The organism is Anaerococcus kampingae (genome assembly GCF_046365475.1).
Lineage (GTDB): Bacteria > Bacillota > Clostridia > Tissierellales > Peptoniphilaceae > Anaerococcus > Anaerococcus kampingae.
In genome coordinates this window covers 1-10,524 of record NZ_JBGMEF010000055.1, presented here as the reverse complement: position 1 = coordinate 10,524, position 10,524 = coordinate 1, and the positions used below count along the sequence as shown (strand labels likewise).

Here is a 10,524-nt window from a genome sequence, read left to right as displayed (position 1 = left end):
CTTAGGACATGCCCGTCATACAAAAAAAGAGCAGCCTTTTAAGCTACTCTTATAGAAAGTACAAAATGAGTTAATTATATTTTTTGTGTTTCCTCATACCAATTGCAAAACTACTCTTACGTCCATGTAGTTTTTTTGAGTCTTTTTGACGTATCCTTCTTCATCTTTATCGAAGACAAAATGCTTATAAAACTGCTTAAAATGCAGGATTTCTAAATTTACATCTTTTGTATCAACGCTATAGCTTCAACTTGTTCATTATTGTCCAAACTTATATTCAAGTCATCATCTATAATTGGGAGCTTGAAAGTAATTGATTTTAGCCATTGTCCGTTAGGTTGTTTTTCTTCATAAACTTGAATTTCAGAAATCAAAGCTGTAATTAACTGCCTATGCTCTACATCATTCATGACTTTATAGAGTTTATCAAAATAGATCAGAACCTTATATATGTTATCTCCTGTGAGTTTTTCAGCTTCAATAGTCTGTTTCTTTGCTTTCGCATCAATTAGTGATGATTCTAATTCATCTATTTTTTCATACATGCGATAAAGTCTATCGTCTAAATCCTGTTTTCTTCTCTTATAATGCTTATCTTCAACATCTAAATTATCTATTTCCTCAATTAGCTTAAACTTTGTAGAATGACTCTTCCTCAATTCCTTTTGGTAATTATCTATTTCTTTTTCTATTTCAGAGGTGTCCACCTTCATGTTGATTTTTTCTTGCATCATAGAAGCAAATTTCGGATTACTTACAATCTTGACAATCACCTCTGCAACAGCATCATCTAACAATTCTTCTCTAATTTGCTTACGGAATGTACACTTATGACCTCTTATCATCTGCCTATGTTTACAACCATAGTAATAAAAATCTTTATACTTTGTGCCATCTTTCTTTTTCTTGGTACACTTGTTTCCAAACATTCCCGCTCCACATATAGGGCATTTTACAATACCAGAAAGCAAGTGTGTGCGTGTATCTTTTCCTTTATTCACATGCTCATATTTCTTTGCTTGAGATTTTAGCTTAACCTGAGCAGCTTGCCAAACTTCGTCGGAAACTATAGCTTCATGTATTCCTTCTGATATTAGATATTCATCTTGTTCAACCTGCTTATATTCATTTCTTGTACCATGAACTTTTTCTAAAGTTCTTCTTCCAAATGCTATTTTCCCATTATATACAGGATTCTTTAATATCTTTCTTATAAGACCTGCATCAAACAAAGGATTTTTACCATTCTGTCTTGGGATTTTTCTAATTCCATGATTCTCTAAGTATTTAGATAGCCCATTGGCTCCTATCGTAGTATTTACATACTGGTCGAAAATCGTTCTTATGGCAACTGCCTCTTCCTCATTTATAAACAGTTTGCCATCTTCAAGTTTATATCCATACGGAGCAAAGCCACCATTCCATTTTCCTTCCCTTGCTTTTTGAATGCGACCTTCCATTGTTTGAATACGAATGTTTTCTCTTTCTATTTCAGCCACAGCTGATAAAACAGAAATCATTAGTTTCCCGGCATCTTTAGATGAATCAATGCCATCTTCAACACAGATAAGATTCACTCCATAATCCTGCATTATCTGAAGTGTAGAAAGAACATCAGCGGCATTTCTTGCAAATCTTGATAACTTAAACACAAGAACAAAAGATACTCCATCTTTTCCAGATTTTATATCTTCCATCATTCGATTGAACTGTTTTCTACCTTCAATAGACTTGCCAGACTTTCCAGCATCTTCATACTCTCCAACAATTTCATAATCGTTGTAAATAGCAAAAGCTTTCATTCGTGATTTTTGTGCCTCTAACGAATATCCCTCTATCTGTATTGACGTAGATACTCGTGTATAGAGGTATACTTTTATTTTTTCTTTTGACATAGCATTAACCTCAATATAACTTTCTATATCATATATAAACTTTGATTTTTGAATTTAAGTTTGGACTATCATTTCAAGTATATTATAACACTTTTATTAGTCCGTCTCAATTTGTGTTTTTGCCTTGTCAAAACTATTTTTCATCTCTTGATTTTTTGCTGGCGTTGAATCGGGCAGATTATCTAAATCTAAAGCACCAGCATATTTTGCAATCAGATTTGCTATTAAATCAGCCAATCCATTCCAGTCATTGTCCAATATATACCTCCTCTCTCTAAAGTTTTATATCTAATAATTATTTGTTTAATTAAGTTTTACGACATTGATAAGTGCTTTGGATTAGCAACATAGGAATCTCACCTCCGCCTCTATTCCGGATGAGCCGGCTTCAACCTTAGAAGTATCATTATCCTCATTTTCTTCATAGCGGATAGGGTATCCCTCCCTATATTCAAACTCTTACTTATCGCTCACTTTCTTTTTGCTTAGCAGAACTTTTTTTGCCGAATTATTCAGCCGAAAGATCTTGGCGGATAGGTTATTACGCTCCAAAAATAATTAACGTCTTGTCTTGGTCTATTCAATTGTTAAGGTTCAAAATTTATCGAGAGCTATTAATCTTTTTAAAATTTGATCCTCAGAAAATATTTATCTTGACGAAACAAAATTCTATAAATTACCCTCTTATACTTAACAGTGAAAAGAAGTCTTTCTTGGTAACCAATTTTGAAATAGATTTTGCTTATGTAAAAAGGTCCAATTCTCACTGCATAAGTTGCAGTGAAAATTAGACCCTCTTGGTAACTGTCATCTAAAAGTCTTCTAACATTTCTTTAATTTTCTAATCGCCTTTTAAGTGTCATATTTACATTTTTATTATCTCTGGCATACTTTGATACCTTTTTAGAATTAAAGTCTTTAATAGTGGCTTTCCACCCCTTTTTATCTATAAAGATTCGCCTGCATCATAGTTCATTTTTTTAGTTCCACCTTGATGTCTTAGTTTGTCTTTATCTTCTTCATACCATTTTAAGATTGTCGCATAATGGTTTTGATAGGTCTTACCACTGCTTTTCATGTATCTTGATAGTTTATTTATCATTATTTCTGTGTGTGAGTTTAGTTTTTCTTTAAGATTTTTATATTCTTCTTTGCTTAGCCTTACATTTTTGAATTCTCCATAAAAGATGGGGGTGGACTTTTTATCTTTTTCTATCTCTCCCTCTCTCTCTTTATCTATCTCTATATCTTTCTCTATCTCTATCTCTTGTCGGACATGGGTTGGACTCATTAAGGACAATGTCCTCTGTTTATTTTGTCTGTATCTTCTTTTTTTCTCTGCCCATGCTGTTTCTGATCCGATTAAGTTTGGTATTTCAGTTAAATAGTATTCATCATTTTCTGTTATAACTTCTAATAAGCCTTGATTGATTAAATAATTAACTGTAACCATTACATCATCGTCTGTTTCATCTATGGTTAGTGCTAACTCTTTTATAAAATCACTTTCTACTCCGTCATAATAGAGTTTTCCCTCATCTTTTAGGCTTAGTAGTAGAAGTTTAAGGTAGATTATCGTGTAGGTATCTCCTCCCGATATTCTCCTTAATCTTTTTATCCTTTTGTCTGTGAAAAATTCTTCTTTTAGTTTTATCCAATAATATCTTTTGTTTGTTGCCATATCTGCTCCTTTCTTGATTTTCGATAATCGAAATTCTTGATTTCCGATTTTCGGAATTCTGGACTTCTGCTTTTCGGAAGTCTTGTTTTTTGTATCTAAGGGTGTAACTTTTCGTTACTCCCTTAGATTTCTCTGGTCATATCTTTTTTGCTTGGTTTTACTTTTTCTTTTACTTTTCTTTTTACTTTTTCTTTTGTCTTATCCTTTTTATTGGATAGGTCTTTGTATTTCTTTATTTGTTTTAGGATACTTTCTTTTTCTCTTTTATTTTCCTTGGCTATGACTTGTTTAAAGGCATATTCCATTACTTTTATGTCTTTGCCTTGGAAAAATACTTCATAGTTCTGGCTTTCTTTGTTTTTCATTACTGAGAAACTTACTCCAAGTTTGTTTAGTTCTTTTTTTAAGTATTTGAGATTGCTTTGATCTATGCTTATATTTTCTAGTTGTCCTTTTTTGTAGAGGTCTTTTATTTTCATTTCATCGCCCATAAGACTTTTGAGGTTTCCATTTGCTTTTTCTAAAGTTTCATTCATCTTTTTTCTAATTTCTTTGTCTAATTTGATTGATTCTTTTGCTGCATTTATTGTGTATGTTATTATGGTTTGTGCTGCTTGCCCTGCTTCTTTGCTTATTTCTTCGTTTATCATGCTTTTCTCTCCTTTGTTTGCATTAAAAAAGAGAAGTATAGGCTTTAATTTTTCTATACTTCCCTTTGATTGTTTTTATTTGGTTGTTCTTGGTGGTGGAATGCCTTATTTTGATGTTTATATAGCTTTCTTAGGTATTTGTACCTTTTATACTTTAAAATAGCTTACAATGCTTTTCCACCTTTAGTAGTTTATGTGTGTCCTTTTGTCTGATAGATAGTTTTTCATGTTGGAATATAATATCTGCACTTCTTCATTGTTCATTGCTTTTATTTCTTCTGTGCTTTTATAGGTTTTGTATGTTCCATCTTGATCTGCTTTTATGAGTTCATCTATTAGCTCTTGTCTTTTATTCATCTCTATTACCTCCTAGATCTGCCTTTAGTTGTTTGGTCATATTATAGCTTGGATAAGATATTTTTACCAGGTCTTATCTTTCTTGATCCATTTTCTTGTTTTTCATCATTTCTCTGTATTCATTATCTTTATTAACTTGGTCTTGGAATTTTTTAATCTGTGCTATTACACTTGGTTTTTCACCTTGTTTTATTAGCTTATCTATTTCTATGGATAAATCTATACCTAATTCTTTGTTTACAAAATCTACTGAATATTTTATATGATTAATTTCCTGGTATTCATCTTTTATCTTGTCTTTTTCTTTATTTATTTCTTCAAGCTTTGCCATTAAAAGATTTTTTTCTTCATTCCATTTTTTAGGACTTAGCTTTTCCTTATCTGATAGGAGTTTTTTTAATTTCTCGCTTACTACCTTATATTGGTCTATATCTTTCTTATGCTTATTATAAAATGTGTCTTTTATGAATATGTTTTTCTTTTGATATTCTTCATAAACTTCTTTTTTGGCTTTGTAGATTTCATAGTATAGAATTTTCTTTTCTACATCTTCCATTTCTTTATGGATTGTCTTTGCTTTTTTATTTAGTTTGTAACTATTAGACTTTAATGTTTCTATTTTTGTTTGTAACTGACCTATGGTTTCTATATTATTTTTTCTTAAATAACTATATGCACTTGTTAGCTTTTTGAAGTCATATTTTTCTTTATTAGTTTTGGCATATCCTTTTAGATATTTACTTTTTTCTTTTTGAATTTCTGAATAAGTTAATAGATAATTTGTTAGATTAAAAAGTTTAGGGTTGTCTATTACCTTATCTCTTTCTATATCCCTAAATTTTTCATAAGCATTAGTTAAGTTATCTAATAGATTTCCTATCCAACCCTTTAATGTCTTTATCTCTTCTTTTATTGTTTTTACAAGGTTATTATATTTTCTTATTTCTCTATTATAGTTTCCCTTGTCAGTTTCTATTCCTTTTCTTTCCATTGCACTTGCTGCTGATCCTAAGTGGATTGTCGGTAGATAATCTGAATTTTGTCTTTTAAAACTCTTATGGTCTACTCTTTTTTCTATCTTGTTTTTTGCCAGGTATTCATTGCAAAGGTCTGAAAAATTTTCTCTCCATTTTTCTACATTGCCTTTATCATTCCAGGTTGTTAGTTCTACTTTTCTTGTTTTAGGTTTTCCATTTTTGTTTAATACTTTTTCTCCTTTTTCATCTAGGATATATTCTTTTTTTGACTTTGCTAAGAACTCTCCTTTTTCGTTTATGGGTCGCATTATGGTCATGATATGACAATGGATATTTCCATTTTTATCTTGACTCTCATCATGGATTGCATAATCTACTATCATTCCTTGTGATGTTAGATTTTCTTTTATAAATCTTTCGACTAGGTTTTTATTTTCACTTAAAGATAATTCTTTTGGTAGTCCTATTATGAATTGTCTTGCTAGTTGTGCATTAGAATTTTTTTCTGCCATTTCTACTTTATTCCATAAGGTAGACCTATCATTAAATTCTTTTGGTATATGATCAGGCAATATTATATTTTTTATTAATACTTTTTCTTTTCTTGTATAGTCGTGGGTTACTCCGTCCCATTCATTTTTTATTTTTTCTCCACTTATATATGCTGCACTTGCTACTGCACTTTTTCCTTTTCCTCTTGATATTATGTTTACTGAAAAATGAAAACTGTCTGCCATTTTTATCACTTCCTTTTTCTTTTTTTGTTGTTTTAGGCGGAGGCTTAGAAGATTTTCTATATCCACTTTGTGAATAAGCGTTTTGAAATGATAGAATTAAAAAAGCCGACTACTGAATTAATTTTTGTTGTTTCAGTATGTCGGCTTAATTGTTACTTTCATTTCAAATTTTAAAAGTCAAGGGCGAGCGTTAGCGAGTTTATTTACCCTTGACTTTTAAAAAGCGAATGGTTGTTGCTCCCTGCAAGGGTTTGGCTCCGCAGGACGCAAGCACCCTTTAGGGTGTATAATTGCGCCCTTAGAAAATCTAAGGGATATTTGATTATTTTATTTTTCTTAATTTTCTCTCATTATTTTTAGTGTTTCTTTGAATTCTTTTGTCTTTGTTGCTTCTTCTAGTAGGATTTTTATTTCTTCATCTGTTAGTTCTTCTGCATTTTCTATAAGGCTTTCTAATATTGCTCCTCTAGTTATTAGCCTATGAGTTCTTTCTTTTCTTCTTTTTATTATGTCTTGTTTTAATATCTTCTTTTCTTGATTTTTTAGTTGCCTTAATCTTTCTTCTGTATCATCAATTTTATCTTTTATTTCTTTTGACTCTTGTCTTATTTGATCTAAATTTTTCATACTGATCTCCTTTCTTGTATTAAAAAAGAGATAACATTTCTGCTATCCCTTTCAAAGTTTCACTATTAAAATTTTATGTCTTTTGAAATATCATCTATGTATCTATAATGATTTTCTATTCTTTATTCTTTCTCCATTTGTTCCATTATTTTTTTATTATTTTATAATAATTTCCTCAAATTTAAGATTTAAAAAGGCTAAGTTTTTCTTACCAATATATCTTATATTGAATTAAAATTGCTACCTTAAATATCTTTCCGATTGTCGCATATACATATTATAATACTCTCCTTTTTTTGCCATCAATTGTTCATGTGAACCACTTTCTTTTATTTTACCATTTTCTAAGAAGTATATTGTATCCATTTTATATAAATTAGACAGATGATGAGATATTAATATTAGAGTCTTATCAGAGCATTTCTCCATCAATAAATCAAATATTTCACTCTCAGCAAGAGGGTCTATATTACTTAATGGTTCATCAAAAATGTATATTTTTTTGTCTTGAGAAAAAATTCTCGCTATTGCAATACGTTGCTCCTCTCCTCCCGAAAATAAAGTCCCTTTATTACTAAATTCTCTAGATATTTCTGTGAATATCCCGTTATCACAATTTTCTATCCTTTGCAACATTCTTAGTACTCGTAGCACTTCTATTACATTCCCAAAATCAACATCTTTCTCTGTTACTTCTTTCATTAAAACATTATCAATTATAGGTAACGAATACATTTTGAAATCCTGAAAAAGAACACTTATATTGTCCCTTATAATATTTATTTTTAAATCTTTATATAATTCATTTTTAAAATATAAACGACCCGATGTGGGATCATATAATCTACACAATAATTTTATTAATGTAGATTTACCTGCTCCATTTTCACCAACTATAGCAACTTTCTCTCCTTGCCTTATTTTCATATTTAGGTTTTCTATGGCATATACATTTGTTTCTGGATACATATAACTAACATTTTCTAACTGTATCTCAAGATTTTTCTCATCAACATAATCTACTTCACCATCATATACTTTTACATTGTATTCCAAAAAATTGAATAGATTTTCTAAATACAAACCATGTTCATATATTTCTGGAATAACCCTGAATAATGTGCTGATATACTCAATCAATCGCTGGTTACTGCCGGCTAGTGCTACAAAATCTCCTATAGAAATTAATTTAAAGAAAACTTTTCGTACAATATAAATTACTGTAATCAGATTAACGCCTTGAACAATCAAGTTCTGAAACACTAATACATATGAGTATTTTTTAGAAAAACTTTTAATTATTTTAATTATATTTGACAAATTATAGTTAAATTTCATTTTAATCAAAGATACGAATCCAGAGTGCATTCTTACATCCTTAGCATATTCTCTATCAGTACTAATTTTAAGAAAATAATCCACTTTTCGCTCTAATGGTGTTATTTTTTCATAAAAATCATATTGCATACTTATAGCTTTTTTATTTAAAAATAAGGACATTAATACACTTGAAAATGAAAATATAATTACAATTGGTTCCATAGTTATTATTAAACCAATAAATGCACCAATTCCTAAAATTGATGTCACAAAATTTGAAAGTGTTTCTTGAATATCTTCTATTCTTTTCTCTATCTGATCTTTAGATTTTTTAAATTCATCGTAATATTCCATTTTTTCAAAACACTCTAGCTCAAATTTAACACTCTTATCAAGCAGTAATTTTTGAAAATGACCCACTATAATTCTTTTGTTTTTAGCTATAAAAAACTGCTCTATAAATATATTTCAAATAAACAAAGTATAAATTTCTAATTATCTTTTTATATTTTCTTAAATGCTCGTAAAGCCTTATTCTATGTGCTTTCGAGTATTTTTACTGTAGGAAGATACTTCACGTTTCTTTGCATATTTCCTCATGTCTTAGCTGTCAGAAGTGGTAAATAAGTAGTAAATTCATTTGTACTACTAAGCAACAAGACGCTCCTGTTGCTTCTCTTTATTCAAGCGTTTCATTTCTGCCATTGCAGAATCGAATGTTGCATGTGCGTAATAGTTCAGCGTCATGGCTATATTAGCATGTCCCATAATGTACTGTAATGCCTTTGGATTCATTCCTGCATTTGCATAGTTGGTACAGAATGTATGTCGCAAACTATGTGGAGTGATGTGTGGCAATTTATCCTCGTTATACTTATTGTATTTCTTAACAAGACCTTTCATCATGCCGTTGTAATCACTTGCCACTTTTGGATAGTTCTTTCTATTAAGAAAGAGGAAATCACTATATCCATCAATCTCAACACGCTTATCATTCTTTCGATTCGCTAACACTCGCTTAAATGCTTGATAGGCTTCTTCAACCATAGGAACTTGACGTTCGCCACTTTTGGTCTTTGGTGTTTCAATGTAGTACCCAATTTCAGTATCTCTCAATAGCTGATGGTCTATATTGACAAGACGATTCTCAAAATCTAAATCTGGAAGTGTCAAACCACCAAACTCTGAAATACGAAGACCTGTTTTTAAGAGTATCAGAATTTCATCATAATTTTTGCTGTAGGTTTTATCAGCTTTTGCAAAGGCTAACAGTTTTTCTTCCTGTTCTTCTGTTAGTACGGTCTTAGGGACAGTATCATCATCAAGAACTGCTTTCAGTTGAAAGTCAAATGGATTCTTCCGAACACAATCATCTTGTATAGCAATATAGAATGAAGCCTTTAAAGAACGTTTGTAGTTATTGATGGTTTGATAAGCATAACCATTTTCACTCATTCTAATAGCCCATTCTTTAGCGTCTGATGGCTTAATACTGTCAATACTTCTTACACCTAACTTGTCTTTCTTCAAAATATCCATAAGATATTTGCGTCCAGTTTCAGTGTTTTTTCTAACCTTTGGTCTTTGAGCGTTCTGTTTTGCGTAAAGCTGGCAGAGTGTCATTTTCTTTCCTACAACATCAATACCATCATGAATGTCTTTCTGTAACTCTGCGATTTTCTCTCTAAGTGAGATACAATCACGCTTTCCTGCTGGTACTCGGTCTGTAGCCACAAGTTTCCACGAGTAAACAAATTGCGGTTCTCCAAATGAATCTATATATTTGTATAAGTATCTTCCGTCTTTTCGTTGGCTCTCTCCAGTCTTTAAGATTCGACCTTTATTGTCACGTCTTTTTTCTGACATGGCATTTGCTCCTTTCCTTTATGGAAAGAGCCTTGATACGACTTAATACTATTTTATCATATACAAGACCCTTTGGCGACGCTAGATTGCGTCCAATGTATCTATAATTTTTTCAAATTGTTTTCGTTTAATCTGAATACGATTGCCATTCATAATCAGCCAAATTGCATTTTTATTTTCCTCTGCCAAGCGTCGTAGCTTGTTTTCGCCAATACGAAAATATTTTGACGCTTCTTCAATGGTTAGGGTATAACGTTCCCAAATAGGAATGTCAGTCTGCTTCATAAAATCCTCCTTTCCAAATCACTTATTTGGATTTCATAAAAGTTGTTTTACCAGCAATCGAACAGCTTTAGCAAAGCTCACGGGAGTTCCACCCCTGCATGGTGGATTGTCAACACCTATTTGTACAAT

General features: G+C 30.9%; 10 protein-coding genes. All 10 read right to left on the bottom strand.

The window, feature by feature from the left end; translation table 11 throughout:
• Positions 1-218: 218 nt before the first annotated feature.
• The 10 genes from ACCQ42_RS10175 to ACCQ42_RS10130 all read right to left on the bottom strand — a co-directional run bounded on the left by ACCQ42_RS10175 (position 219) and on the right by ACCQ42_RS10130 (position 10,395).
• Positions 219-1,895, bottom strand: a complete 1,677-nt coding sequence (locus ACCQ42_RS10175; protein WP_410036068.1) for a recombinase family protein — start codon at positions 1,893-1,895, stop codon at positions 219-221.
• A gap of 96 nt (positions 1,896-1,991) precedes the next feature.
• Positions 1,992-2,153 carry a hypothetical protein gene (locus ACCQ42_RS10170; RefSeq protein ID WP_410036067.1) on the bottom strand — a complete coding sequence of 54 codons (162 nt, stop codon included), beginning with the start codon at positions 2,151-2,153 and terminating at the stop codon, positions 1,992-1,994.
• A 688-nt stretch (positions 2,154-2,841) separates the two neighbouring features.
• Positions 2,842-3,576: a phage replisome organizer N-terminal domain-containing protein gene (locus ACCQ42_RS10165; RefSeq protein WP_410036066.1), complete on the bottom strand. Its 735-nt coding sequence runs from the start codon at positions 3,574-3,576 to the stop codon at positions 2,842-2,844.
• Between the two features lie 122 nt (positions 3,577-3,698).
• Positions 3,699-4,226 (bottom strand): PcfB family protein, encoded by a 528-nt coding sequence (locus tag ACCQ42_RS10160; RefSeq protein ID WP_285044510.1) that lies wholly within the window; start codon positions 4,224-4,226, stop codon positions 3,699-3,701.
• A 183-nt stretch (positions 4,227-4,409) separates the two neighbouring features.
• Complete coding sequence (locus ACCQ42_RS10155) at positions 4,410-4,583, bottom strand: hypothetical protein (protein WP_180339346.1); 174 nt, start codon at positions 4,581-4,583, stop codon at positions 4,410-4,412.
• 73 nt (positions 4,584-4,656) lie between these two features.
• On the bottom strand, positions 4,657-6,297 hold the full coding sequence (gene mobQ, locus ACCQ42_RS10150) for a MobQ family relaxase (RefSeq protein ID WP_410036065.1): 1,641 nt from the start codon (positions 6,295-6,297) through the stop codon (positions 4,657-4,659).
• A 336-nt stretch (positions 6,298-6,633) separates the two neighbouring features.
• A complete protein-coding gene (locus ACCQ42_RS10145) occupies positions 6,634-6,924 on the bottom strand; it encodes a DUF3847 domain-containing protein (protein WP_009346049.1) in 291 nt (96 codons plus the stop codon).
• A 240-nt stretch (positions 6,925-7,164) separates the two neighbouring features.
• A complete protein-coding gene (locus ACCQ42_RS10140) occupies positions 7,165-8,598 on the bottom strand; it encodes an ATP-binding cassette domain-containing protein (RefSeq protein ID WP_225791830.1) in 1,434 nt (477 codons plus the stop codon).
• Between the two features lie 294 nt (positions 8,599-8,892).
• A complete protein-coding gene (locus tag ACCQ42_RS10135) occupies positions 8,893-10,110 on the bottom strand; it encodes a tyrosine-type recombinase/integrase (protein WP_001291561.1) in 1,218 nt (405 codons plus the stop codon).
• An 81-nt stretch (positions 10,111-10,191) separates the two neighbouring features.
• Positions 10,192-10,395 (bottom strand): excisionase, encoded by a 204-nt coding sequence (locus tag ACCQ42_RS10130; RefSeq protein ID WP_148465318.1) that lies wholly within the window; start codon positions 10,393-10,395, stop codon positions 10,192-10,194.
• Positions 10,396-10,524 lie beyond the last annotated feature (129 nt).